The following is a 24,280-nucleotide window of genomic DNA, read 5'->3' as shown; positions in this document are numbered from 1 at the left end:
CACATCCATAATCCGACAAATAGGCCCAATGCATGCACATTAGAACCGTATATAGTCGAAAGTATACCCCGAGCGAGCGCAAACGACCGAATTCGGGCCATCTTAACGCCCCGAGCGGACAAGGATATAGCCTAATCTCCATATCGGACTAAAATCATGGCAGCAAACCACCTTCTCATGCGAGGACTCTATGACGGCAAGCGACACGACCGAGACAATTAAAAAGGGGAATTCGGAGCCCAGTTTCGATAAAACGGCTCAGCGCATCCTCAATCTTTTCTTTGTGCTCAATAGCTCCCCCGAACCGCTGACGACCGAGCAGATCGTCTTGGATTCTGACCTGGGATATGGCTCGGGCAATATCGACTCGGATAAGCGCAAGTTTCGACGCGATCGTGACAAACTGCTCGAACGCGGCATCTTAATCAAGGAGGTTCGCCCCACCGGCGCGCAGGAGACCGAGGAAAGCTCGTGGACAATCGACCGCGAGCACACGTTTGCGGCAGGCGGCCTCATTACCGCAGACGACGCCGATATCCTGCTCAACGCCATCGACCAGACACTAGCGGCCGGCTCATCCACTTTTGCCGCACCGCTTGCCGATATTCGCTCCAAGATTGCCTATCTCACCGGCAGGACGACGGTAGACGAGGCGCCGATCAGCCGCTCTCCCACCGTCGATGCGGTATGGAGCGCCTTTGCCGAGCGATGCGCGCTGCGATTTTTATATCAGAACGGACGCGGCGAGCAGAAAGAACGTACCGTCTGCGTCTACGGCATGTTCGAGCGCGAGGGCGTGGCGTACTTCTGCGGCCTCGACAACGTCACCGACGACATCAGGACATTCCGCTGCGACCGCATCGTACGCGCTTGGCGTCCTTCGAAGGCCTACGTCATCCCCGCGAACTTCAATCTCAACGACTATCTGTTCTTTGAATTCGATTTTGCCGACCGACCGCCCGTTGCAGCCACGTTCTCGTTCGCCCCCCAGACGCAGATCGATATGATCAACGGCCTCACGCGCGGGCGAGGTGAGCTCGCACACACCGATGTGGGATGGACCTGGACCGTTGACGTGCGCGACCTTGAAGCCGCCGCCTCATTTTGCATGGCCCACGCCATGGACGGCATGAGGCCCATGGCCCCCAAATCGCTCAAGCAGGCGTGGAACCACCTCATCGAAAGGACGGTGCACGAGCATGCCCGTGCGTAAACTCACCAGCGAGCAGAGACTCTCGCGCGCCATCGACATCATGGAGGCCCTCTACGCCGCCGGCGAGAGCGGCATGACACGAGCCGAGATTTGCAGTCGCTTTGACATCACGGGGGTGTCGCTCGACGAGATTCTCGAGATCGTCTCGACGCTCGCGGACCGAGAATCGGGCGCGCGCATCATCTGCGAATGCCACGGCGAGCGTGTGGTCCTCACCGGTGACGCCGGGCGTGTGCTACCGTTGCGTTTGAGTGCCGCCGAGGGCGCTGTGCTCAACCATGAACTTGAATCGTTGGGGATCGAGCCACAGACGGCAGCTCGGATTCGACATGCCCTTCTACCCGAAGAGCTCGGCTATAACCAGCGCGTCTTTGACACCGTCAACCACGGGTCGCACTGGCAGCAGCTGAGCTGCGCCATTCAGGACGGCGTTCGCTGCCGCATCTCGTATCGGTCGATGGACGATACACGGCCACGCGAGCGTCTGGTCGACCCCTTGCGCATTACGGCAAACGGCGACCAAACATACCTGATTGCCTGGGACATCGCAGTCGATGAGCAGCGCACCTATCGCATGGATAAAATCGAGGGACTCGCCTTGACGGAAGACTCCGTCGTGCCTCACGCACCGGACGTCGCATCCCTCCACGATTCTCTTGCCCGGACGCAGCATAGCGCAAAGCTCTTGATGCCATTCGATATGGCGGAGCATCTGGACTGGGCCGGCATCACCCTAATCGAGCGCAGCGGGACAGACATGGCAACGGTAACCGTGCATTACGGCTCCGAGCGTTGGCTACTGAGCCAGATAATCGCGGCGGGCGGAGCCATCCGCATCTTGGATGACCCCACCCTGTCAAAGCGTCTGTGCGATATGGCAAAAACCCTCGTCTGTCCGCTTTAGCGTCGCCGCTCGTGGCGTGCACGCCACAGTTGCAGATAGTGCCCGATCTGCGCCGATTCGATGCGCTGGTAGGAGCTCGTGGGCAGCGACGTTAAGAACTTCTTTCCGTAGCCCTTCGTCACCAGGCGCGGGTCGGCCAGAATCAGCACGCCGCAATCGGTCGACGAGCGGATAAGGCGGCCGGCCGCCTGCTTGACCTCGAGCACCGCCTCGGGCAGCGAATAGCGCGCCCAAGCGCGGTCTTCGCGCAGGTTGCGCTCGCACGAGAGCGGGTCCGTGGGACTCGAGAACGGCAGCTTGGGAATGATGACGCAACGCAGCGTCTCGCCGCTGGCGTCAAACCCCTCCCAGAAGGCCTTAAGCGCAAAAAGCGACGAGGTCGGCTCGTTGATAAACCGGTCGCGCAGGCGACGAGGAGATGAGTTGCGCTGCTGGCAGTCGAGCTCCAGACCCGCACGGGCCATCTTGGGCTCAACGCGGGCGTACAGGTCTTCCATGTCGCGCCGATTGGTGAACAGTGTGAGCACCGATCCGCCCATGGCAAGATGGGCGTCGACCAGCACGCGCTCGAGCGCCGTAAGATAGCTCTCGCGATCGCGCGGATCGGGGATATCGCCCGCTACGACTACAGCCATGTTCGAATCGAAGTCGTAGCTCGAGTCCAAGTGCAGCGATGAGGATGTTGAAGCACCGATGCGATCGAGGCCGACCGCATGGTTAAAGTGTTCGAAGCTTTTGGACACCGTCATAGTCGCCGAGGCAAAGATAGCCGTGTGAACCTCGGGCAGCCACTCGGTTGCCAAGGCCTCGCCAATGTCGATGCGCTCTGCGGTCATCGACTCTCCGCCGGCACGCAGCCTGCGATTGACCTGCAGCGAATACACGTAGTGTTCATCGGTGCCATCAATGATGAGTTTGAGGTTCTCGACCAGCTCGTGCAGGCGACGCGAGATATCACCCAGGTCAACAACAACCTCGGGCTTGTCGGCGGCGACGGCTTGCACCAGCGCGTCGACGCTCTTGTCAGCCTGTTCCAATGCGTCGATGCCAGTGTAGGCCGACTGTAAGAAATCATGCCAGTCGTCAGATTCGCGCAGCTCGGGGCCAATCCATAGATTGGCATTGTCATAACCCCCACGCGCACGGCGGCCGAGCTCGCGAACGCCATCGAACACGTCGGCGATTGCCATGCTCGCGCGCGCAACCGTCGACGTCGCCTTGGCAGTAAGGCCCAGATAGAGCGTAGAGCCCTCGGAGGTTGCCAAATCACGGGAAACCTGGCTTAGCGCGCCGGTGCTCGAGCCACCCAGGCGCTCAAACAGAACGCGTGATTCGTCCGCCGACACCACGCGCGCCCACTGGCGGCGCGCCTCGCGCTCGATGGAATGGGCCTCGTCGATTACCCAATGACGAATCGGAGGTAAAATCCTGCCCTCGGCCGCGACATTGCGGAACAGCAGGGAATGGTTGGTGACCACCACATCGGCATGCGCCGCACGACGGCGAGCGCCGTGGACCAAACATTTATCAGGGAAAAACGGGCAGAGGCGACGAGCACACTCGCGCGAGGCCGTCGTAAAGTCGGGACGGTTGACGCTGCGCCACCGAATGCCGAGCGAGTCGAGGTCGCCATCGGCTGATTGGCAGACGTACGCCATAATGACCGCGACCGCCGTGAGCGTGTCCGCCGGATCGCGCTTGGTGGTAATCTCGACCTGGCCTCGGCTCATGCGCTCAAGCTTGCGCAGGCACGGATAGTGGTCATACCCCTTGAGAGCGCAAAATGACAGACCACCGTCCAGTTGCTCGGCAAGTATTGGCAGCTCATGGTACATGAGCTGGTCGGCGAGATTGTTCGATTTGGTCGCAATACCAACCGTGATGTTGTTACGGCGTGCTGCCTCGGCAAAAGGCACCAGATAGGCCATCGATTTGCCGACGCCCGTGCCCGCCTCAATTACACGATGAGTGCCCGTGACCAGCGCATCGCGGACCTCGAGCGCCATCGCAATCTGCTCATCACGCGGCTCGTAGGTGGGGTACATGCGATTGACCAGGCCACCTGGCGCATAGTCTGCCTCAATCTCCTCACGACTCGGCATCTTGAGGACCGGCAGTTCGTCGGCGTCCACCCGATCGTCGGCGCGATCGGCCTTGAGAACGTCAGCACGAGCGGCGCTGAGAGAGAAGATAGAACCAGGGTTCTGCCCTGCCAAGAATGAGAAGATAGGACGATAGGACCAAGGCACATCCGGATGCATGTCGGCTAGGCGCGCCATGAGGCCCTGGGGCAAGTCGGTGAGCGCCACGAGCAACACGCGCCATACGCCACACAGGGCGTCGACGTCGGCATTGGCACGGTGTGATACCGAGTCACAGCCAAACAGATCGGCCATAAAAGACAGCTTGTGCGAGGCCAGGCGCGGAAGCGCGATTCGCGACAGCGCCAGCGAATCGATCCAAATATCGCTCACGTTGACGCCGCCTTTGACCGACTCGATAAACGAGCGGTCGAACGTGGCGTTATGTGCGATCACCGGGCAACCACCGACAAAATCGGCGAGAGCGGCGACGGCCTCAACGGCCGACGGGGCATCTGCCACATCGGCATTTGTAATGCTCGTGAGCTCGGTAATCTCGGCGGGAATCAGCTGCTTGGGATGCACGAAGGTATCGAAACGGTCGACGATCTCGCGGCCCGAAAGACGGGCCGCCGAGATCTCGATCAGTTCATTGTCCTGCACCGAAAGACCTGTGGTCTCGGTATCGAGGACAATCACATCTTCCTCGATAAGACCAAAGGACTGCGTTTTGGCGCGTTCGGCAAGCGTGGCATAGGAGTCGATGACAAACTGCGGCGTTCCTGACGAAACCGCGTCCTCGATTAGCATGCAATGCCCGCTCGACGAAGGCCCATACGGATCAGGCTGTCACAGACCTGCGGGAACGTCATGTCGTCGGTGTGGCGGATCTCGTCCGGATACAGCGACGTATCGGTCATGCCGGGAATGGTATTGGTCTCGAGGATAACGGGGCCGTCCTCACTCACGATAAAGTCGCTGCGCGAGATACCCAGGCAACCGAGGGCCTTGTGAGCAGCACAGGCAAGCTCCTGGGCACGAGCGTAATTCTCGGGTGAAATCTGCGCCGGAATGCGATGGATGTCCGTAGGGTCGACATACTTCACGTCCAGATCGTAGAACTCACAGTCCTCGGGCTTACGAATCTCGACAATCGGCAGAGCGCGCACGTCATCTTCGCCGTATACGCCGACGGTGATCTCGGTACCCTCGATGCACTTCTCGACCAGTACTTTGTCGCCGTACTCAAACGCCTTGGCGATTGCCGCGGGCAGCTCGGAGGGCTCATGGACCAGGGAAATGCCATAGCTGGAACCGTTGACGGCCGGCTTCACAAAGCAGCGCTCGCCACAAACCTCGACGATATGATCGATATCGACTTCATCGCCCACCTCGAGCGCAAGGCCGGGGGCAATGGGAATGCCCGCCTTGGCGTACAGGAGCTTAGAGACCTCCTTGTCGGCACCGCAGGCGCTGGCAAGCACGCCCGAAGCCGTGTAGGGGATACCCAGGGTCTCCATGGCGCCTTGCATGGCGCCATCCTCGCCGCCGGCACCGTGCATGGCGATAAACGCCACGTCAAAGCCGCCGGTTGCCATGGTTACCATAAAGTCATCAGCGGCCGTATCGAGCAGCTCCACCGAGGTGTAGCCGGCTTCCTTCAGTGCCACCACAACGTTCTTTCCCGAATTAAGCGAGATCTCGCGCTCAGCGGAATGACCGCCCGCCAAGACCGCTACGTGCATGTTCTCTAGGCTTTTACCCGGCATGGGCAGACTCCTCCTCTATAATTTCTGCAGCTGATACCATATTGTAGCGATACCCTCTACGTTTCCCCAAAATCGAAAGGCTTCCATGAATCCCAGGACTAAATCTCAGGACATTCGCGACTTGGGCCAAAACGATATTCGCGAGCTCGTGGCCGAGCTTGGCCAGCCCGCCTTCCGCGCGAAGCAGCTCATCGAATGGGTCTTTGAGAAGAACGTTTGTTCGTTCGACGACATGACCAACCTTCCCAAGGCTTTCCGCGAGCAGCTTAAAGAGGCTTTTGCCTTTGATACGCCGACTGAACTCACCAAGCAGGTTTCCAAAGATGGCTCGCGCAAGTATCTGCTCGAGTACCACGACGGCATTTCCGTCGAAACTGTCGGTATGCCCCGTCGCAACAAGCTTTCCGTCTGCGTTTCCACCCAGGCAGGCTGCGGCATGGGCTGTGCCTTTTGCGCTACCGGTCTCAACGGCCTCAAGCGCTCTCTGACCGCTCAAGAGATCGTCGACCAGGTACTTCATGTATCCAACGACTTTGGCGAGCGCGTCACGAGCGTTGTCTTCATGGGCCAGGGCGAGCCGTTTGCCAACTACGACGAGGTTCTCAAGGCGCTGCGAATCCTCAACGACCCCGATGGCATCGGTATCGGCGCTCGTCACCTCACCGTCTCTACCAGCGGCGTTATTCCCGGTATTCGCAAATTTGCCGACATCCCCGAGCAGTTCACGCTTGCCGTTTCCCTGCATTCCGCCATCCAGTCGACGCGCAATAAGCTCATGCCCGGTGTTAAGAAGTACACGCTGCTTCGCCTTCACGAAGCGCTTCAGCTCTACACCGAGAAGACCGGCCGCCGCCCGACCTATGAGTATGCCATGATCGAAGGCGTCAACGATACGAATCCCGAAATGCAGGCGCTCTGCGACTTCTGCGAGGGAACGTTGTGCCACGTTAACCTGATTCAGCTTAACGACATCGAGGGCAGCCCGCTCAAGCCGTCGCCGATTCATAAGGTTGAGGATCTTCAGCGTCGTCTTGAGTCCCGTGGCATCGAGACCACGATTCGTAACTCCCGTGGTAACGATATTGACGCCGCTTGCGGACAGCTGAAGCAGCGCTTCAAAGTTCAGAAGAACGCATAGGGGAGTCGCACCCCAAAACGTTTCATGTGAAACATCGAACGGCCCCGGTTACAGGAGATGCAACCGGGGCCGTTTTATTTATTGACCTTAATTTTGAATCAGCTGCTACCTGTCCCATTTTTTACGGCCAAAATAAGGGGTCCTTGCCTCGTGAATCAGACAAGGACCCCTCAAAATATGCTAAGTAATTGTTAGGTACCTAATAGCCTACATTTTCCCATTGGTTACTAACCCAACCTTGATTAATCTTGGGATTCTTCGTTACCTGAGCCGTACGCATGGCAACATCTTCTGTCATAACATCCATTTTCTTCTTAGATGTATCGACAATATCTTGCGCACTACGAAGCAAACGACCTCGAAGTTCATCGTCTGTCGCGATCTTATAGCCAGCAAAGGCACCAGCCGCGACAGTCGTCGCCAATGCAATCGCAGTTAAAATCCTATTCCTCATCTTGGCCTCCTTGATCAAACTGAATCATTTCGCCAAGAATACGAGAGAGCTCTTCCTCGTCTTTAAACTCAATCTCAATCTTATTCTTTCCACACGAGCTCTTAACACGCACGTTGGTATTAAAAACCTGACGAAGCACGCGGGCAGCCTTTTTAAAAGACTGAGGCGTTGCAGGCCTCGGCGTCTTAGGTGTCTCTCCGGCAGAAAACAACGGAGCAAGATTTTCTGTCGCTCTTACGGAAAGGCCCTCTGCAACAACCTTCTCTGCAAGTCGAATTCGAGCGTCCTCATAGGGAACTGCAAGAATCGCACGTGCATGACCAGCAGTAAGTTTGCCCTCAAAAATCATCTGCTGAACAACTTCAGGGAGATCGAGAAGGCGCAGCGAGTTTGTAATTGCAGAGCGTGACTTGCTGACTGCCTTCGACAATGCCTCCTGGGTCATACCGCTGGCATCGATAAGCTGGCGATAGCCCTTAGCCTCTTCGACGGGATTCAGATCAGAACGCTGAAGGTTTTCGATCAGAGCAAGAGCCAGCATCTCTTCATCATTAACATCTTTAATGATGACAGGCAGCTCCTCAAGACCAGCAAGCTTTGACGCTTGGTAACGACGCTCACCAGCGATGATCTCATAGCCGTTTCCATGCTTGCGAACCAAAAGCGGCTGCAAGACTCCATGTTCTTGGATTGATTCGCTCAACTCACGAAGTTCAGTTTCGTTAAAGTGAATTCGCGGCTGATTAGGGTTGGGAACGATATCCTCAATAGGTAGTTTTGTTTCAGATGCGGCATTCGAAGCCGATGCAGCCGAACCACCGGTCTCATACTCGGCCTCTGAGACCAAAGCATTGAGTCCACGTCCCAATCCGCCACGTTTCTTTACACTAGGCACGCTTGATCACCTCTTTTGCAAGGTTCATATATGCTTTTGCACCCTTATTTTGAGGTGCATAGGTAATTACCGGTTCGCCAAAAGACGGAGCTTCGGAGATTTTAACCGTACGGGGGATCAACGTCTTAAATGCCTTATCACCAAAGTACGATTGAACCTCCTCAACAACCTGATTCGATAGAGAAGTACGCGAGTCATACATGGTCATAAGCACACCGTAGGTGTCTAAGCCCTTGTTCAGACGAGATTTGACCATCTTCATTGACTCAAGCAGCTTCGTAACGCCCTCGAGTGCGTAATACTCGCACTGGATCGGAATCAAAACGCTGTCTGCTGCGGTCAAAGCGTTGATAGTAAGCAGGCCGAGCGAAGGAGGGCAGTCAATGAAAATAAAATCGAACTCGTCCTGAATCGGCTCAAGCAAATCTTTGAGGCGGGTTTCACGTGCAATTGCGCTTACGAGCTCAATTTCGGCGCCTGCAAGCTGAATTGTAGCTGGAATTACGAATACCTTTTTGCAATTTGTATCAAGAACAAGTGATTCTGCCGGCACATCATTCAACAATGCATCATAGATGCAGTGATCAAGGTCTTCTTTTTCAATTCCGAATCCACTGGTGCTGTTTCCCTGCGGATCAAAATCGACAATCAGTGTCTTACGACCCTGCTCACCCAGTGCTGCTGCAAGGTTTACAGCCGTCGTTGACTTACCGACGCCACCTTTTTGATTGATGATTGCAATGATACGCGTGTCTTTTGCGCTCTTTGAACGCTTAACGTCGCGAAATCCCACGGTCCCTCCTGGTGTGTATTAAAGCTGTCAAACGGAGGATGTTTCACGTGAAACATTCCGAATCGATATCAACCGCCATGTTTCACGTGAAACACTACAAGTTGTTAGTATCCATTATGTTTCACGTGAAACATCTAGGCAAGCGGATTCTTCTTTGCCACGCCATTTGCACGAGGCAATGAAACGGATGCTGGATGACTCTTCTTAAGAACAATGAACTCCCTGTGACCCAAGCCTTCAGGCAAATCAATTGCGTCATTCAGAAGCAAAGTGAAGCCGCAAATCTTAGCTGCTGACATGCCGGAAGCAAGCTCCTCATCCGAAGGATTGCCCTTGGTTATAACAAATAGCCCTCCATCCTTCAGATACGGAGCCGCATACTCAACAAGAATCGGTAGAGGGGCCAGTGCGCGGGCGGTTACAACAGAGAACTGCTTCTTATGGCTCCGAGCATATTCTTCAAGACGATCATGAACCGCATGGGCATGTTTCAATCCAAGAGCATGGACAAAGGAATTTACCGCATCAACCTTCTTGCCAACAGAGTCAATATAAGTAGCTTTACGATGCGTGGTTATGGTTAATGGAATACCAGGGAAGCCCGCACCTGTTCCCATATCGAGCAAAGCTCCCTCAGGAGCCTTGTTGATATAGGGGAGCAAAACAAGTGAGTCGAGGATATGAAGTACTGCAGCATCTTCTACGTTAAGAATACGGGTGAGATTGGTTGTCTTATTTGTTTCTAGAACCAAATCCAAATGCTGAATACATTTCCTCAGCTCAACATCAGTTACGCTCAAGGAATACTCTTTGCAATAGAAAGCTAGACGACTCAACATCTCGTCAGCTTGCTGATCAGTAAGTACTAACAACGAAAGCTCCTTTCTGACAAAAATCAGCGTATCGAGAACTTTTGACAAAAAAAGGGGACGTGGAAACCACGTCCCCTTAGCATAAACTCGAGTAGATTATCGAGCAACAATCACCACATGGCGATCAGGGTCAGAACCCTCAGAATGAGTATCGACGGCATCATTGCCACGAAGTGCAATGTGAACCAGTCGACGCTCGTAGGCATTCATGGGCGGAAGCGAAACACTCTTATGAGTGCGAATGGCACGCTCGGCAGCAGACTGAGCCATGGAGGCAACCTTGTCCTGACGGCGGCTCTTGTATCCCTCGACGTCCACTACAACCGGATACCTAAAGCCAAGTTTGCGGCTCACCAGCAAAGAGAACATAACCTGAAGGGCATCAAGGGTGCGACCATGACGGCCAATGAGAACAGCAAGGTCGGGAGCCGTTACATCCAAAATCAGCTCACCTTCGTCGCCCTCATACTCATCGATAGGAGAGTTGGCGGCATCGAAGTGCGAAAGGATGGAACGCAGGATGGAAATAGCAACATCGGCAATGGTGTCGAGCTCCTCATCGGTCAGCTCTTCACCAGCCTTGTAGCGCTGTGCAATCTCGGGATAATCGCCCGCGACCTGCGGGGCAACCTCCTCAAGCATATCCTCGATGATCTCTTCAGACATAACGTACTCCAAAAGTTAGGTACCTAAATAAGATTGATATCCCACTACTTCTTCTTGTGCGGGCGCGGCTTCTTCTCTCGACGAGTGACCTCAACCTGCAGCGGAGCGTTCTTAAGACGCTCCTCCTCATCGGCCTTCGCCTTGTCGATGACCTTCTGCGTCACAAAAATCTGCTGGATAACCTGCCAAGCAGACGAGACGTCGTAGTACAGCAGAACACCAACGGGAAGGCTCCAGCCCATCCAAAGCATCATGACCGTCATGACAACGGCCATCATACGCATGCTCTGAGCCTGCTGGCCGGTCTGGTTGCGCGACATATAGAGCTGCGGAATCAGGGTCAGGACGGCGAACAGGATCAGGCAAACCAGCGCAGGCAGTGCAACCATAAAGCCATCGGCAAAGGAAGCACTCGGCGTGGTGGTCAGGTCGGGCAGGATGTTGAAGAACGAGAACGTGCCGTCGTTAAAGTACTGCGGCAGGTTGCGCAGCAATGTAAACAGGGCGAACAGGATAGGCATCTGAATCAGCAGCGGCAGACAGCCAGCCATGGGGTTGAACTTGTTCTCGCTGTAGAACTTCTGCATCTCCTCGGCCTGACGCTGGGGATCGTCGGCATAGCGCTCCTGGATCTCGAGCATCTTGGGCTGCAGCACCTGCATGCGAGCCGTCGACTTGGTCGACTTGAGCATGAGCGGCGTCAGCAGCAGACGGATGATGACCACCAGGATGATGATGGACAGGCCCCAGTCGACCGCAAAGGTCTGGATGAGCTTGAGCAGCTCGAAAAGGATGTTAACGATCCAATCCCACATGTAAGTTTTCCTCCGATAGCGAGTGCCCGCTAGGGCACAGGGTCATAACCGCCGACGTGCAGGGGATTGCAACGAGCGATGCGCCTCACGGCAAGCCAGCAGCCTCTCAAAACACCGTGCTTCTCAATCGCCTGGATGGCGTATTGCGAGCACGTTGGGTAATAAATGCAGGCGTCAGGCAATAAGGGCGAAATAACCTGTTGATATATGCGAATAGGAGCGATGGCAACACGTCGCAAAACGTGATTGCTCATCGCTCCTCCCCGGCAACGCCGGCGCGCTTCATAAGCGAACGCAACGCCTTGTCCATCTCCTGCGGCGAGGAAACCCTCGTCTTGGGAGTTGCAAACAAGATGATGTCATAACCCGCAACGGGAAATCCGCAGCTGCGGGCGGCCTCGCGCATCACACGCTTAGATCGGTTGCGCACGACGGCACAACCGAGTCGCTTAGCACCAACGAAGGCGACCCTTCCGGAGTCGCCTTCGCCAACCGATTCACATATGGTCATTCGAATCAGAGGGTGATTGAAACGACGCCCCCGACTGAACACATGCTCGAAATCTTGCCGAGACTTAATAGTCTTCATGCGAGATGTGTGTATCGCTGCTAGACAGTGAGACGCTTGCGGCCCTTGGCGCGACGACGGGCGAGCACGGCGCGACCACCCTTAGTGGCCATACGGGCACGGAAGCCATGGGTCTTGGCACGCTTACGCTTATTAGGCTGATACGTACGCTTCATCTTAAGTTCCTCCTGCTGCATTTCGAGTGTCCGCGGGGACGCGGACGCAGATATAGACACGTGAGCTTGAAGATTGTAGGGAAATCAATGTTCAAATGTCAAGAAATCAAAGGTAAAAGGTTGCGCAGTTCACACGGTTCCCCCATAAGCACAACCGAAATTTGCGCCTCATGGCAACCTTTCACGATATTTCATCGAGTTTTCAACAGGTCATGTTGGCAATGTTGAGAACTTTTCGCCCATTTTCCAAAGTTTTCAACAAGTTTTGAAAAGTTGTCGAAAGATGAGAAACGTTGCACGGTGAGCTACTATTTGTTCGAAACCTTTTGAAAGATTGCGAGCGGCATGTCTGACGACTTTTACACCATGGTCGATTCCGGAGACCCGGCACCCGACAACGAGCACATCACCGGCGTGCGCGAAGAGCGTGCGGAAGGCGAGCAGACGACCACGCAGGCGCCAAAAGCCATGTACGCCGCGCGCATCGCCGTCTATGACGACATGCTGTCGACACCGCGGGTGATCGTCATTGATCCGCAAGATGTCCGCACGTATTTGGAAGAGACGACCAACACCGTCTACCAGTGCATGAAAGAACAAGGTGGCCATATCTCGCTCATGGTCATCCGCGAGATTGTCGAAAACTTTATCCACGCACACTTTGCCGAGCCCATCATCTCGATTCTGGACGGCGGAGACACCATCCGCTTTGCTGACCAAGGACCCGGCATCGACGACAAGGAACGTGCTTTCGACTTTGGCGTTACCAGCGCAAACAGCAAGATGAAGCGCTATATCCGTGGAACCGGAGCAGGGTTTCCCATGGTGCAGGAGTATTTGGAAAACGCCGGCGGTGCCGTATCCATCGAGGACAACATGGGCAACGGCACCGTGGTTACGGTAAGCCTGGACCCTAAACGCGTGCAGGAAATCGAGCGCGCCGGCGGACGCGGTGCTGCCGTGCGGCCCGAGACGGAGCAGCCCACATATCCCCTGCCGGGAGCTTTTGCGCAGCAGCCCATGGCAACGCAGCAGATGCAGCCCCCCGTGGGGCAGATGCAGCATCCCGGAATGCTTCCTACACAAGAGCCCCAGGCGACATCGATGTCGATGCCGCCAAACATGCCAGAGACCGTGCCGCTGGCGGATCAGGATGCAGCAGCAATGCAGCAGGCGACGGGGGCACCGGGTGGCCAGCAAATGGGCTATCAGCCGTACCAACAGGGATATCCATATCAGCAGATGCCGCCACTGGGGTATGGCCAGCAGTTCCCGCAGCAGTACCAGCAGGGATATCAGCAGCCGTACCAGCAGATGCCGCAGCAGCAGTACAGCCCTTGGGCCCAGCAGATGCCTCCGCAGCCTTACCAACAGTGGCCTCAAAGTTTTCAACAGCAAATGCCACCGATGCAGAGTTCTCAACAACCAGCAGTTCAAATGATGTATCCTAATGCAGCAAATCAGTATGCGCAGCCACAACCGGACGTGTTCGTAAGCGATCGCGGCAACGCCGCGCTGGGCTATCTGGCGCAAAATCAAGCGTGCGGTGCAACCGATCTGGCGAGGGCGTTTGGAAACTCGGCCCCCACTTGGTCACGCACGCTCAATGACTTGGCGCAGGCCGGCTTGGTCATCAAGCATGGCCAGAAATACCATCTGACCGAACTCGGCGCCGCTCGCGTGCGAGCTCAGAGCTAAAGAACGGGAGAGACAGTGGACGAGGAAGCAAGCATCATCCTGGGGGATGCCATCGCCTTTTGCCAGCGCGACGGCCAAGATGCACGCCTCATCAACATGCTGGGGCAATCGCGCGCCATAAGCCTGACCGAAGATACGCTCACGATCGAGGCCCCCTCGCGCTTTGCCATCGCGCAGCTCAAAAAGCATCAGCCAACCATTGAGGCCTATCTGGAAGAAATCGCCTTTGCACCGATTGCGCTCGACGTCGTGGCACCGCAAGGCGCCGCGACGGAATCCGTTGCCGCGACGGCGCCCGCCACGGCTCCCGCTACTTCCCCGGCGGTGCCGGCCTCCGCAGGCGACGTGCCGACAATCGAGCACCAGCACAGCGATGTTTCCCGTGAAACCATGGCACCGTTGCCGGCCGCGGCGGCGACGTCAACGAACGCACCCGTCACGCACATGCCCATCGCTCACGACGCAGCGGCGGGCGCGGATTCGGGCATTGCAATCAAGAACACGCTCTCGGCCGATGATTTTCGTCGCATGATGAACCAGATGAAGGGCGGAGCGCCGACTAAATCCACGCAAGCTGCGACCCCCGCCTCACCCATGCCAGCACCGACCGTGCCGGCCGAGCAGAATACGGATGGAGCCCCGCTCGCCGCGAACTCAAAATTTACCTTTGAGAACTTTGTCTACGGCCCCGAGAACAGCCATGCCTATCGCTCGGCACTCAAGTTTGCCGCCCTCGCGGACGAGCGCGGCACGTGCACATCACTGTTCATCTACGGCAAATCGGGCCTAGGCAAGACGCACCTGCTGCTTGCCATCAAAAACGAGCTCGCCGAGAAGTCGCCCGAGATCAAGGTCAAGTATGCCAACTCCCAGGCATATCTGGACGACCTGATGACCGAGTTCGACCGCCAAAAGAAGAGCAACGCTCCCATCATGCAGGCGTACCACGGCGTGGACGTGCTCATCATCGATGACATCCAAAACATCATCGGCAAGCGCGCGAGCGTGGACTACTTTTTCCAGCTCATGGACGAGTTCATCCGCAACAACAAGAAGGTCGTCATCGCGGCAGACCGCGCCCCCAAGGACCTGAGCATGGACGAGCGTCTGACCAGCCGCTTCAACGCCGGCATGCTCTGCCTGGTCGCAGAGCCCAGCTACGAGATGAAATACAAGATCTTGCAGCGCTATTACGAGAACACCATCGTCGCCGCTCCCGAGGCGGGCGACGACTCGCTGCTGGCGGCCTATGGGGGCGACGGCGGGCACCTGACCGACAAGCACTTTAAACACATGGCCGAGGTCTCGGGCACCAACATCCGCGAACTCGAGAGCTTTTGCGAGCGCTGCGCCGGCGAGGCGGGCGACCGCGAGCGCGAGGGCGGGGAACTCACCTTTGACGATATCGACGCCATCGCCAGCCAGTACTTCGACACATCGGCCAAAAAGATCAACGTCCAGACGGTTCAGTCCGTCATCGAAGAGCAGTACGGCGTGACGCACGAGGAGCTCATCGGCCCGCGTCGCAACGCCAATATCGCCAAAGCACGCCATATCGCTATCTACCTGGCCATCGAGATGTGCGAGATGACGACCACGGCGGTGGGCGCCGAATTTGGCAACCGCAACCACTCGACCGTCAGCACGAGCTACAAAAAGGTCCAGAAGATGATCCAGGAAGACCGCACCGTCACCGAAGATCTCAAATCGTTGCGCGATAAAATTACACTGCGCTCGTAGGGAAATAGAGACACCTGTTGAAAACTTGTCGAAACCACGGGCATAAGGTGTCTAAAACCCAACCCGCGGTGATGAAAAGTTTTGCGCAGGTTTTGAACGTGGAAAACCACCCCTGTTGCACACAGGTTGCTGTCGATTCTCTTTCTGGGTCTGACCTGCGTCTTTGGGAGTAATCAACAGTTTCGTCAGTGCTATTACTATTATTAAGATATTTATATCTATAGAAAGGTATTAAAAGATGAAGTTCACCGTCAGCCAGAGCTCGCTTACACAAGCCATCGGCGTCGTTATGAAGGGTGTCGCTTCGGCATCCACCCTTCCCATCCTGTCGGGCGTGCTCGTCAAGGCGCAAGACGGCATCTTGGAATTCCAGACCTCTAACTACACCATCTCGATCCGTCATCGCATCGCGGCGCATGTCGAAGAAGAGGGCGAGATGGTTATCCCCTGTAAGATGCTCTCCAATATCACCAAGACCCTCCCCGATGCCCCGGTCACCTTTGAGCTGTCCGAGCGCCAGGTGCTGATTGGTTGCGAGAAGAGCTCTTTCCGCCTGAACACGCTCGATGCCAATGACTTCCCCGAGTTTCCGACCTATGCCATCGAGAGTGCCGTGGAGCTGCCGACCGATATCTTGTCCGAAATGGTCGGCCGCGTGTGGCGCGTCACCTCGACCGACAAGGCCCGCCCCATCCTGGGCGGCGTGCACATGAAGGTCGAGAACAACACCGTGCGCCTGGTGGCGACCGATTCCTTCCGCTTGGCCGTGTGCGATACGCAGGTCGAGACCTCGACCCTCGAGGGCTCCTTTGAGCTCAACGTTCCGGCCGACGCCTTTAACGACGCGCTGAACATCATGGCCAGCCAGGCGACCATCATGATCGGGGCTACCGACACCCAGGTCGTCTTCGAGGCCGGCAACACCACCTACGTGTCGCGCCGTATCGAGGGCATGTACCCCAACTACAAGCAGCTCATCCCCGATTCGTGCGTGACGAGCGTCAAGATCGACGTCGCCGCCTTTAACGCCGCCCTCAAGCGCGTGGCCGTTATCGCGAGCGCCAACCCCGCTGTCAAGTTCGAGATCGATGTCGAGAACGGGCAGATGGGCCTGTCCTCCATTTCCAATGACCAGGACCTTGCGCAGGAGACGATCGATGTCGAGGCCGAGGGCGAGTCGGGTACCATCGCCTTCAACTACCACTACATCTTCGGCTGCCTCAATGCCCTGTCCAAGGAGAAGGAGATCACGCTGGAGCTCAAGAGCTACTCGCAGGCGGGCATCTTCAAGTCCTACGACAAGATCAACTACCTGTACCTGGTTATGCCGGTCCGCATCTAGCGCTGCGCCATGACCATGTTCGCCCGCGATCTTTCCGTCGCGCACTACCGCAGCTTCGATAGCTATCGCCTTGCCCTGGACGAGGGCGTGACGATACTTGCGGGACCCAACGCGGCGGGAAAGACCAATCTCATAGAGGCGCTGCAGCTGCTGACGAGCGGCGCCTCGTTTAGGCATCCGACCGCAGCCGAGCTCGTCCATGACGGCGTGGGCTCGTGCAAGGTCGAGCTGAGGCTCGAGGGCGACGGCCGCGTGCTCGATATGGGATTGAGCGCGGAGGACGGTAAGCGCTCGTTTAGCCGCAACGGCAAGAGGTGCTCTGCCGCCGGTGTGCGCGGGGTTCTGCCGAGCGTGCTGTTTTGCCCCGACCATCTGGACATGGTTAAGCGAGGCGCCAGTGTGCGCCGCGCCGCCCTCGACGACTTTGGCATGCAACTGAGCGCACGCTATGCCGATCTTGCGAGCACCTATGGGCGCTGCGTGACCCAGCGTAACGCCCTGCTCAAGGAGACCTGGTGCTGCCGCGAGATGCTCGGCGCGTGGAACGATTCGATTGCCCGCGCGGGCTCGGCCCTGCTCGTGCACCGGTTGGCCCTACTCGACCGGCTGGCGGGCCATGTGCACACTGCCTACGGTCAAGTGGCGTCCGGCGAGGCTGCCAGCGTGACCTATACGTCCACGCTGGGGGATTTGCCCCAGGTCGAGGATCGCGAAGAGCTGAAGGGCTGGGCGTACGAGCGCATGCTGACTGCCCTTGATGAGCACGCCGACGAGGAAATTCGCCGCGGCGTGACGTTGGTGGGACCGCATCGCGATGAGATTGAGTTTGCCGTGGCGGGCCGCTCCGCCCGCTCATTTGCCAGCCAAGGTCAGCAGCGAACGTTGGTTCTGGCCTGGAAGGTGGCGGAGGTGGCCGTGGCTCGCGATGTCCTGGGCACCGCCCCGCTGCTGCTTTTGGACGACGTGATGAGCGAACTCGACGGCGAGCGCCGCGGTGCTTTTCTGCGGCTGATCGGCGATGATATCCAGACGGTCATAACCACGACCAACCTGGGGTACTTTACCGATGACCTGCTTGATCGAGCCAAGGTGGTGAGCATGGGTGAGACGTGCTAATTACGAGCGCGAGAGCGAAACGGTCGCCTTCAGTGGGTTTTTAAACGCAGAGCGCCAGCGCATCCTGGCGGCTGCAACACCTGAGCGCCGTGCGCAGATGGAGGCTGCCGAGGAGTCGCGCGCGGTCTATCGCGCGTGGAACGCGGTGTGCTCGGGCACGCGCGAGGGGCGGCATGTGACGGGCCTGCGCTACCTGCCCGAGTCCAATGAGCTGCTGGTATATCTCGATTCGCCCTCGTGGACGCAGGAAATGACGCTGTTGCGCGAGATCATTCGCGCGCGCATGGAGCGCGCCGGTGCGCATATGGACGGCCTGGTGTTCAAAACCACCGCGCCCGGTCACACGCCGCCCGCCGCCAAGGAGCGCCTGCGCCCGGCGACGACCGAGCGCCCGCCGGCCCCGCACGCCGACCTCAGTGAGGCCGAGCGCACCGAGATTGAGCGCCAAGTGGCGCCCATCGAAGACCAAAAACTGCGCGAGGCCCTCGAGAATGCCATGAGAGCCAGCGCCGAGTGGGCCAAGGGCGTGCAAAGCAAAAAAGAGCCTTAAATCGCATCTGGTGGCCTTGTAGAGCCAAATACCCTCGTTCCCGAGGGTATTTTTTTACGATAAACTAGTAAGGCTGTACACATTTTCTTGACTGAAGGAGGACGTGTGGCAAACGAAAACGATTACGATGGCGGCGAGATTAAGATTCTCGAAGGTCTCGAGGCCGTTCGTAAGCGCCCGGGCATGTATATCGGCTCGACGAGCGCCAGCGGTCTGCATCACCTGGTGTGGGAGATCGTTGACAACTCCGTCGACGAGGCCATGGCCGGTTTCTGCACCGAGATCCAGGTGACGGTCCACGCCGACAACTCCATCACGGTCGTCGACAACGGGCGCGGCATCCCCGTCGACGAGCACCCTGTTAAAAAGATCCCGACGCTCGAGGTCGTCATGACGATCTTGCACGCCGGCGGTAAGTTCGATAACTCGGCCTATAAGGTTTCGGGCGGCCTGCACGGCGTTGGCATCTCCGTCGTCAACGCACTGTCCAAGCGCGTGGTCGTTCAGGTTCGTCGCGACGGCAACACCTACGAGATGGAGTTCTCGCGCGGCAAGACCGTCAAGAAGATGGAGGTCGTGGGCACCTCGGATTCGACGGGCACCACCGTCACCTTCTGGCCCGACGATGAGATCTTCGAGACCTGCATCTACGATTTCGATACGCTGCACAACCGTCTGCAGGAGACGGCGTTCCTCAATAAGAACCTCAAAATCGTGCTGACCGACGAGCGCGAGGCGACTCCCCATGTGGAGGAGTTTTGCTACGAGGGCGGCATCATCGACTTCGTCAAGTTCCTCAACGAGGGCAAGGACGTCCCCGAGGCTTTTAAGGAGCCTATCTACATCGAGGGCAAATCGGACCCGGACGCGCCTGTGACCAAGATGGGCGAGGTTGAGGTTTCCCTGCAGTGGAATAGCGGTTACGGCGAGAACGTCATGTCGTTTGCCAACGACATCTACACCCCCGAGGGCGGCATGCACCTTGAGGGCTTCCGCACCGCGCTCACCCGTGTGATCAACGACTACGCGCGCAAACAGAACCTGCTCAAGGAAAAAGACGCCAACCTGACCGGCGACGATGTGCGCGAGGGCCTTTCGGCCGTTATCTCGGTCAAGCTGCCCGACCCGCAATTTGAGGGCCAGACCAAGGCCAAGCTCGGCAGCTCCTATATGCGCGCGCTGACGCTCAAGATCGTGACCGACGGCCTCGCCGATTACCTCGAGGAGCATCCCAAGCCCGCTCGCGAGATCGTCAAGAAGGCCCAGCAGGCATGCAAGGCCCGCAACGCCGCCCGCAAGGCGCGCGAAGCGACCCGTCGCAAGAGCCTGCTCGAGACGGCGTCCCTGCCCGGTAAGCTCGCCGACTGCTCGGTGCGCGATGCCGAGCTGACCGAGCTCTTTATCGTAGAGGGTGACTCGGCAGGCGGTTCAGCCAAGGACGGCCGTCGCCGAGACATCCAGGCGATTCTGCCCCTGCGCGGCAAGATTTTGAACGTCGAACGCGTTGGTGACCATCGCGCGTTCTCGAGTGACACCATCCAGTCATTGATTACCGCGATCGGCTGCGGCGTCACGACGAGTGCCGGCGACGGCGGCGACTTCGATATCACCAAGGCGCGCTACCACAAGATCATCATCATGACCGATGCAGACGTCGACGGTGCGCATATCCGCATCCTGCTGCTGACGTTCTTCTACAAGTACATGCGTCCGCTGATCGATGCCGGCTACGTCTATGTTGCCTGCCCGCCCATCTTTGGCATTAAGGTGCGCAACAAGATCCACTACGTGTATCCCAACGGCCGCCAGCCCGAAGACGAGATCCTGCGCGACACCATCCAGAGCCTGGGCCTGAACCCCGACGATAACGACGAGGATGGCAAGGCCAAGGACGGCAAGATCACCAAAAAGCGCAAGGGCTATACCGTCCAGCGCTACAAGGGCCTGGGCGAGATGGACCCCAAGCAGCTTGCCTCGACGACGATGGACCCCAAGACCCGCATCCTGCAGCGTGTGTCGATCGAGGACGCCGTGGTGGCGGACCGTGCCGTGCGCGAGCTGATGGGTTCCGAGGTCGGCTATCGCCGCGAGTACATTGAAAAACATGCGCATGACGCGCGTTTCCTTGACGCTTAAGAGGAGGTAACGTGGCAGACGATATCAATAATAACGGGGGTATGGACGAGGCCGGCGATGCCGGCATGCCCGACGATCTGAAGCGCCTGCTTGCCCGTGCTGAGCAGGGCGAGGACGGCGACCCGGACGCCTATAACCCCGATGTCGATGATGACGAGGAAGAGGATGACGACGGCGAGCTCGAGGAGAGTTTTGGCGAAGTCGACCGTGGCGCCTCGGCCGGCGAGGATATCAACGGCGGCCAGCTCCAGATTTCGGAGTTCGGTCGCGAGATGAAGCAGTCGTTCATCGAGTATTCGATGTCGGTTATCACGGCGCGCGCCCTGCCGGACGTGCGCGACGGCTTAAAGCCGGTGCATCGCCGCATCCTGTACGCGATGAACGAGAGCGGCATCTACCCCAACCGCCCGCACAAGAAGTCGGCCTGGACGGTCGGCGAAGTTATCGGTAAGTACCACCCGCATGGCGACTCCGCGGTCTACGAGGCCATGGTCCGCCTGGCGCAGTGGTTCTCCATGCGCACGCCGCTCATCGACGGTCACGGCAACTTCGGCAACATCGACGGCGACGGCGCGGCAGCCATGCGTTACACCGAGAGCCGCCTGGCCAAGCCCGCCATGGAACTGCTGCGTGACTTGCAGAAGGATACCGTCGACTGGCAGCCCAACTACGACGAATCGCTCGCCGAACCCGTGGCGCTGCCTGCGCGCTTCCCCAACCTGCTGGTCAACGGCAGCCAGGGCATCGCCGTCGGCATGGCCACCAACATCGCCCCGCATAACCTCACCGAGGCGATCGAGGCCACCTGCTACCTGATCGACAACCCCGACGCCACCGTCGACGAGCTCATGCAGATCATGCCCGGTCCGGACTTCCCCACCGGTGCCATCATCATGGGCAGCGCCGGCATTAAGCAGAGCTACGAGACCGGCCGCGGCTCCATTACCGTGCGTGCCAAGGCACATGTGGAGTCCACCAAGACCGGCCGCAGCCGCTTGGTCTTTACCGAGATTCCCTACATGGTCAACAAGGGCACCCTGCAGGAGAAGATCGCCCAGCTCGTCAACGACAAGCGCATCGAGGGCATCTCGGATATGCGCGATGAGTCCAACCAGAAGGGTATCCGCCTGGTCATCGAGCTCAAGAAGGGCGTCATTCCGCAGGTCGTGCTCAACAATCTGTATAAGTACACCTCGCTGCAGACGACCTTTGGCGCCAACAACCTGGCACTCGTCAACGGCGTTCCCAAATGCCTGAGCCTGCGCGAGATGCTGCAGCACTACATTGACCACCAGGTCGACGTGGTCACCCGCCGTACCCGCTTCGACCTTAAGAAGGCCCAGGCCCGCGCGCATATCCTTGAGGGCTACTTGATGGCTCTCGACCATATCGACGAGGTCATTAGCATCATCCGCTCCTCGCAGACCGACTCCGAGGCCAGCAGCCGCTTGATCGAGCGCTTTGGCTTTACGCCCGAGCAGACCACGGCCATCCTCGAGATGAAGCTGCGCCGCCTGACCGGCCTGGAGCGCGACAAGATTCAGGAAGAGCTGGACGGCCTGCGCCGCGCCATCGCCTACTACGAGGACCTGCTGGCGCATGAGGAGAAGATCCTGGGCGTCATCAAGGAAGAGATGCGCGAGATCTCCAAGAAGTTCGGCGACAAGCGCCGCACCGAGATCAGCCAGGTTGAGAAGGACCTGGATGTCGAGGACCTCATTGCCGACGAGGATATGGTCGTGACCATCACCCACACCGGCTATGTCAAGCGCATTCCGGTGGCCGCCTACCGTGCCCAAAAGCGCGGCGGCAAGGGCGTGTCGGGCGTCAACCTCAAAGAGGACGACGTTATTGATGAGATGTTCATCGCGTCCACGCACGAGTACGTGCTGTTCTTCTCGAGCAAGGGCAAGGTCTATCGCCTGAAGGTGCACGAGCTGCCGGTGGGTACGCGCCAGGCGCGCGGTACCGCGATCGTCAACCTGCTGCCCTTCGAGGAGGGCGAGAAGATCGCGAGCGTCATCAGCTGCCGCGAGTTCCCAGCCGACGAGTACCTGATGTTTGCCACCAAGAGCGGCATGGTCAAGAAGACCGTGATGAGCGCATATGACCGCAGCCGTCGCGACGGCCTGATCGCTATCAACCTGCGTGACGACGACGCGCTGCTGAATGTGCGCCGCGTGCGCGAGGGCGACAAGATTATCCTGGCCACCACCGCAGGCAAGGCGATCATGTTCTCCGAGGAGCAGGTGCGCGCCACCGGCCGCGATACCAGCGGCGTTCGCGGTATCGGTATGAAGGACGGCGTGAGCGTTCTGGGCATGGAAGTCACTAACGGCAACGGTGACCTGTTCGTCATCACCGAGCGCGGCTACGGCAAGCGCACGCCGGTCGCGGACTACCCGGAGCAGAATCGCGGCGGTCAGGGCGTCTACACCATTCAAATGACCGAGCGTAAGGGTAACCTCGCGGCCATGAAGACGGTGGGCCCGCAGCACGAGCTGTTCATCGTGACGGAGGGCGCGACGGTCATTCGCGTCAAGACCGACGAGATCAGCCAGACCGGCCGCGCCACCCAGGGCGTCAAGATGATGACCGTCGACGACAACGACCGCGTATGCGCTGTCGCCCGCATGACGGCAGCCAAGGAAAAGCCCGAAGGCGAAGCCACAGAAAACGGCTCTGCTTCCGAAGAAACCCCTGTCGATCTAGGCGACGGCAACGACATGCCAGAAGATCTCCTCGACGAGTAAGAGGCCCTGGCTGGTAGAAAATATCAGACCCCATATATCGGCGGTCGGCGCACTGCGCGCCGACCGCTTTTTTGAAAACCTTGGGACTCGTGTTCGCCCCGGTCGCACGGCGACATGTGAAGTCGATCGCGAGTTCCGCACGAGCCAGAGAGCGCTTAATGTGCTCTCTGTGCGAGTCAGGACTGTCCGAGTAGGCGACTTCACATGCCGCCGTGCGACCGGGGCGAACACCCTTCAAAGATTTTCAAAAAAAGTTGTTGACGCGCGCGTAACGACTCGTCTAATATATCCCTTGCGCGATGGACCTGTAGCTCAGTTGGTTAGAGCGTCCGGCTGATAACCGGGAGGTCACAAGTTCGAATCTTGTCAGGTCCACCACTTTCTTTCGCAATAAACACCCCAGCGAGAGCCGAGTCGCCGCTGGGGTGTTTATTACTGTCTCCGTGGGGGTTTAGCTCAGCTGGGAGAGCGCGGGCTTTGCAAGCCTGAGGTCAGGGGTTCGATCCCCCTAACCTCCACCATGATGGACCTGTAGCTCAGTTGGTTAGAGCGTCCGGCTGATAACCGGGAGGTCACAAGTTCGAATCTTGTCAGGTCCACG

21 protein-coding genes and 3 tRNA genes are annotated in these 24,280 nt (G+C 58.0%); 13 read left to right on the top strand and 11 right to left on the bottom strand.

Annotated features, from left to right (window positions below; all coding sequences use genetic code 11):
* Window positions 1-190: 190 nt before the first annotated feature.
* Both AB5750_RS07495 and AB5750_RS07490 read left to right on the top strand, forming a co-directional pair.
* Window positions 191-1,213 (top strand): helix-turn-helix transcriptional regulator, encoded by a 1,023-nt coding sequence (locus AB5750_RS07495; protein ID WP_368145935.1) that lies wholly within the window; start codon window positions 191-193, stop codon window positions 1,211-1,213.
* Window positions 1,200-2,117 (top strand): helix-turn-helix transcriptional regulator, encoded by a 918-nt coding sequence (locus tag AB5750_RS07490; RefSeq protein WP_368145936.1) that lies wholly within the window; start codon window positions 1,200-1,202, stop codon window positions 2,115-2,117. The genes AB5750_RS07495 and AB5750_RS07490 overlap by 14 nt, the downstream gene beginning before the upstream one ends.
* On the opposite strand, the gene AB5750_RS07485 is transcribed toward AB5750_RS07490, so the two are convergent.
* On the bottom strand, window positions 2,114-5,008 hold the full coding sequence (locus tag AB5750_RS07485) for a helicase C-terminal domain-containing protein (protein ID WP_368145937.1): 2,895 nt from the start codon (window positions 5,006-5,008) through the stop codon (window positions 2,114-2,116). The genes AB5750_RS07490 and AB5750_RS07485 overlap by 4 nt on opposite strands.
* A complete protein-coding gene (locus AB5750_RS07480; protein WP_035136496.1) occupies window positions 5,002-5,967 on the bottom strand; it encodes a D-alanine--D-alanine ligase family protein in 966 nt (321 codons plus the stop codon). Before AB5750_RS07480 ends, AB5750_RS07485 begins: the two co-directional genes overlap by 7 nt.
* Before the next feature lie 85 nt (window positions 5,968-6,052).
* Here AB5750_RS07480 and rlmN point away from each other — a divergent pair, with 85 nt between their 5' ends.
* A complete protein-coding gene (rlmN, locus tag AB5750_RS07475; RefSeq protein WP_368145938.1) occupies window positions 6,053-7,105 on the top strand; it encodes a dual-specificity RNA methyltransferase RlmN in 1,053 nt (350 codons plus the stop codon).
* Window positions 7,106-7,304: 199 nt separating this feature from the next.
* On the opposite strand, the gene AB5750_RS07470 is transcribed toward rlmN, so the two are convergent.
* From AB5750_RS07470 to rpmH, 9 genes are all read right to left on the bottom strand, one after another.
* Window positions 7,305-7,559, bottom strand: a complete 255-nt coding sequence (locus tag AB5750_RS07470; RefSeq protein ID WP_149926478.1) for a hypothetical protein — start codon at window positions 7,557-7,559, stop codon at window positions 7,305-7,307.
* Window positions 7,549-8,454 carry a ParB/RepB/Spo0J family partition protein gene (locus tag AB5750_RS07465; protein ID WP_368145939.1) on the bottom strand — a complete coding sequence of 302 codons (906 nt, stop codon included), beginning with the start codon at window positions 8,452-8,454 and terminating at the stop codon, window positions 7,549-7,551. The genes AB5750_RS07470 and AB5750_RS07465 overlap by 11 nt, the downstream gene beginning before the upstream one ends.
* Complete coding sequence (locus AB5750_RS07460; RefSeq protein WP_022093800.1) at window positions 8,447-9,247, bottom strand: ParA family protein; 801 nt, start codon at window positions 9,245-9,247, stop codon at window positions 8,447-8,449. The genes AB5750_RS07465 and AB5750_RS07460 overlap by 8 nt, the downstream gene beginning before the upstream one ends.
* 134 nt (window positions 9,248-9,381) lie before the next feature.
* Window positions 9,382-10,119, bottom strand: a complete 738-nt coding sequence (rsmG, locus tag AB5750_RS07455) for a 16S rRNA (guanine(527)-N(7))-methyltransferase RsmG (protein WP_233504909.1) — start codon at window positions 10,117-10,119, stop codon at window positions 9,382-9,384.
* Between the two features lie 96 nt (window positions 10,120-10,215).
* On the bottom strand, window positions 10,216-10,785 hold the full coding sequence (locus tag AB5750_RS07450) for a Jag family protein (RefSeq protein ID WP_022093802.1): 570 nt from the start codon (window positions 10,783-10,785) through the stop codon (window positions 10,216-10,218).
* A gap of 44 nt (window positions 10,786-10,829) precedes the next feature.
* Entirely contained in the window at window positions 10,830-11,600 is a 771-nt protein-coding gene (locus tag AB5750_RS07445) for a YidC/Oxa1 family membrane protein insertase (protein ID WP_006236192.1), read from the bottom strand.
* A gap of 29 nt (window positions 11,601-11,629) precedes the next feature.
* Window positions 11,630-11,854, bottom strand: coding sequence for a membrane protein insertion efficiency factor YidD (gene yidD / locus AB5750_RS07440; RefSeq protein WP_082222962.1), 225 nt, complete (start codon window positions 11,852-11,854; stop codon window positions 11,630-11,632).
* Complete coding sequence (rnpA, locus tag AB5750_RS07435; protein ID WP_368145940.1) at window positions 11,851-12,189, bottom strand: ribonuclease P protein component; 339 nt, start codon at window positions 12,187-12,189, stop codon at window positions 11,851-11,853. Before rnpA ends, yidD begins: the two co-directional genes overlap by 4 nt.
* A gap of 20 nt (window positions 12,190-12,209) precedes the next feature.
* Window positions 12,210-12,344 (bottom strand): 50S ribosomal protein L34, encoded by a 135-nt coding sequence (rpmH, locus tag AB5750_RS07430; RefSeq protein WP_019127408.1) that lies wholly within the window; start codon window positions 12,342-12,344, stop codon window positions 12,210-12,212.
* Window positions 12,345-12,689: 345 nt separating this feature from the next.
* On the opposite strand from rpmH, the gene AB5750_RS07425 reads away from it, so the two are divergent.
* The 10 genes from AB5750_RS07425 (at window position 12,690) to AB5750_RS07380 (ending at window position 24,278) form a co-directional block, all read left to right on the top strand.
* A complete protein-coding gene (locus AB5750_RS07425) occupies window positions 12,690-14,042 on the top strand; it encodes an ATP-binding protein (RefSeq protein ID WP_368145941.1) in 1,353 nt (450 codons plus the stop codon).
* Between the two features lie 15 nt (window positions 14,043-14,057).
* Window positions 14,058-15,782 (top strand): DnaA ATPase domain-containing protein, encoded by a 1,725-nt coding sequence (locus tag AB5750_RS07420; protein WP_368145942.1) that lies wholly within the window; start codon window positions 14,058-14,060, stop codon window positions 15,780-15,782.
* Window positions 15,783-16,020: 238 nt separating this feature from the next.
* A complete protein-coding gene (dnaN, locus tag AB5750_RS07415; protein WP_368145943.1) occupies window positions 16,021-17,124 on the top strand; it encodes a DNA polymerase III subunit beta in 1,104 nt (367 codons plus the stop codon).
* A gap of 9 nt (window positions 17,125-17,133) precedes the next feature.
* Window positions 17,134-18,240, top strand: coding sequence for a DNA replication/repair protein RecF (gene recF / locus AB5750_RS07410; RefSeq protein ID WP_368145944.1), 1,107 nt, complete (start codon window positions 17,134-17,136; stop codon window positions 18,238-18,240).
* On the top strand, window positions 18,227-18,790 hold the full coding sequence (locus AB5750_RS07405; protein WP_368145945.1) for a DciA family protein: 564 nt from the start codon (window positions 18,227-18,229) through the stop codon (window positions 18,788-18,790). The genes recF and AB5750_RS07405 overlap by 14 nt, the downstream gene beginning before the upstream one ends.
* 105 nt (window positions 18,791-18,895) lie before the next feature.
* Window positions 18,896-20,926 (top strand): DNA topoisomerase (ATP-hydrolyzing) subunit B, encoded by a 2,031-nt coding sequence (gene gyrB, locus AB5750_RS07400; RefSeq protein WP_055310298.1) that lies wholly within the window; start codon window positions 18,896-18,898, stop codon window positions 20,924-20,926.
* A 41-nt stretch (window positions 20,927-20,967) separates the two neighbouring features.
* Window positions 20,968-23,679, top strand: coding sequence for a DNA gyrase subunit A (gyrA, locus tag AB5750_RS07395; RefSeq protein WP_368145951.1), 2,712 nt, complete (start codon window positions 20,968-20,970; stop codon window positions 23,677-23,679).
* A 301-nt stretch (window positions 23,680-23,980) separates the two neighbouring features.
* Window positions 23,981-24,057 (top strand) — tRNA-Ile (locus AB5750_RS07390).
* Between the two features lie 67 nt (window positions 24,058-24,124).
* Window positions 24,125-24,200 (top strand) — tRNA-Ala (locus AB5750_RS07385).
* A gap of 4 nt (window positions 24,201-24,204) precedes the next feature.
* Window positions 24,205-24,278 (top strand) — tRNA-Ile (locus AB5750_RS07380).
* Window positions 24,279-24,280: the final 2 nt, after the last annotated feature.

The sequence above is a fragment of the Collinsella aerofaciens genome (assembly GCF_040926185.1).
GTDB lineage: Bacteria > Actinomycetota > Coriobacteriia > Coriobacteriales > Coriobacteriaceae > Collinsella > Collinsella aerofaciens_BC.
This window is presented reverse-complemented; position numbering and strand designations above follow the sequence as displayed.

Bases quoted from the DNA above. Each gene is read 5' to 3' on its own strand.
- AB5750_RS07495 (WP_368145935.1), top strand. From the start codon at position 191: ATGACGGCAAGCGACACGACCGAGACAATTAAAAAGGGGAATTCGGAG.
- AB5750_RS07490 (WP_368145936.1), top strand. From the start codon at position 1,200: ATGCCCGTGCGTAAACTCACCAGCGAGCAGAGACTCTCGCGCGCCATC.
- AB5750_RS07485 (WP_368145937.1), bottom strand. From the start codon at position 5,008: ATGCTAATCGAGGACGCGGTTTCGTCAGGAACGCCGCAGTTTGTCATC.
- AB5750_RS07480 (WP_035136496.1), bottom strand. From the start codon at position 5,967: ATGCCGGGTAAAAGCCTAGAGAACATGCACGTAGCGGTCTTGGCGGGC.
- rlmN (WP_368145938.1), top strand. From the start codon at position 6,053: ATGAATCCCAGGACTAAATCTCAGGACATTCGCGACTTGGGCCAAAAC.
- AB5750_RS07470 (WP_149926478.1), bottom strand. From the start codon at position 7,559: ATGAGGAATAGGATTTTAACTGCGATTGCATTGGCGACGACTGTCGCG.
- AB5750_RS07450 (WP_022093802.1), bottom strand. From the start codon at position 10,785: ATGTCTGAAGAGATCATCGAGGATATGCTTGAGGAGGTTGCCCCGCAG.
- AB5750_RS07445 (WP_006236192.1), bottom strand. From the start codon at position 11,600: ATGTGGGATTGGATCGTTAACATCCTTTTCGAGCTGCTCAAGCTCATC.
- yidD (WP_082222962.1), bottom strand. From the start codon at position 11,854: ATGAGCAATCACGTTTTGCGACGTGTTGCCATCGCTCCTATTCGCATA.
- rnpA (WP_368145940.1), bottom strand. From the start codon at position 12,189: ATGAAGACTATTAAGTCTCGGCAAGATTTCGAGCATGTGTTCAGTCGG.
- rpmH (WP_019127408.1), bottom strand. From the start codon at position 12,344: ATGAAGCGTACGTATCAGCCTAATAAGCGTAAGCGTGCCAAGACCCAT.
- AB5750_RS07425 (WP_368145941.1), top strand. From the start codon at position 12,690: ATGTCTGACGACTTTTACACCATGGTCGATTCCGGAGACCCGGCACCC.
- dnaN (WP_368145943.1), top strand. From the start codon at position 16,021: ATGAAGTTCACCGTCAGCCAGAGCTCGCTTACACAAGCCATCGGCGTC.
- recF (WP_368145944.1), top strand. From the start codon at position 17,134: ATGACCATGTTCGCCCGCGATCTTTCCGTCGCGCACTACCGCAGCTTC.
- gyrA (WP_368145951.1), top strand. From the start codon at position 20,968: ATGGACGAGGCCGGCGATGCCGGCATGCCCGACGATCTGAAGCGCCTG.